The organism is Pseudomonas tremae (genome assembly GCF_001401155.1).
GTDB lineage: Bacteria > Pseudomonadota > Gammaproteobacteria > Pseudomonadales > Pseudomonadaceae > Aquipseudomonas > Aquipseudomonas tremae.
Genome location: NZ_LJRO01000148.1, coordinates 1 through 454 on the forward strand (window position 1 = coordinate 1; position 454 = coordinate 454).

Genomic DNA, 454 nt, shown 5'->3' on the forward strand with positions numbered 1-454 from the left:
GCTACGGATTGGCCGCCTTGTGGGGACTTCACCGAATGCACAGTCTGCCGATCGTTCCGGTCTCCATTATCAGTAGCAATGAAGCCCACCGTTTTTGGCATCGCTCACGCCAGATTCTTAGCGCCGCAGGTGCGTTAATCCAGCCTGACATACACCGAGGCCATGTCTACCAGGAACAGCAGAGCTGGAAGCACTTGATACCGGAGTCGTCGATTGATCGGTCTATCCGTGAACACGAAGAATGGATGGCTCGGGAGGCCATAGCGAACCGAAATGCGGCAACCTAATGGTGGCCGCCACGAGCCTCAAGTCCGTTGGCTGTTCCATTGTTGCGCAGTGATACCGGTTTCAGCGAGGATTACGGGTAGCCTCGGGTAGCCTACAGAGGAGGCCACAGAATTCGGAAAAATCGGTAAGCTCCACGCTGTTATGAAAGTAAGCGTCCGAACTACAC

The 454-nt window shown here is 54.8% G+C and carries 1 pseudogene; it reads left to right on the plus strand.

Going from position 1 to position 454, the window contains the following annotated elements:
* Positions 1-287 (plus strand): annotated as a pseudogene (locus ALO43_RS31130) (hypothetical protein); the annotation flags it as partial.
* Positions 288-454 lie beyond the last annotated feature (167 nt).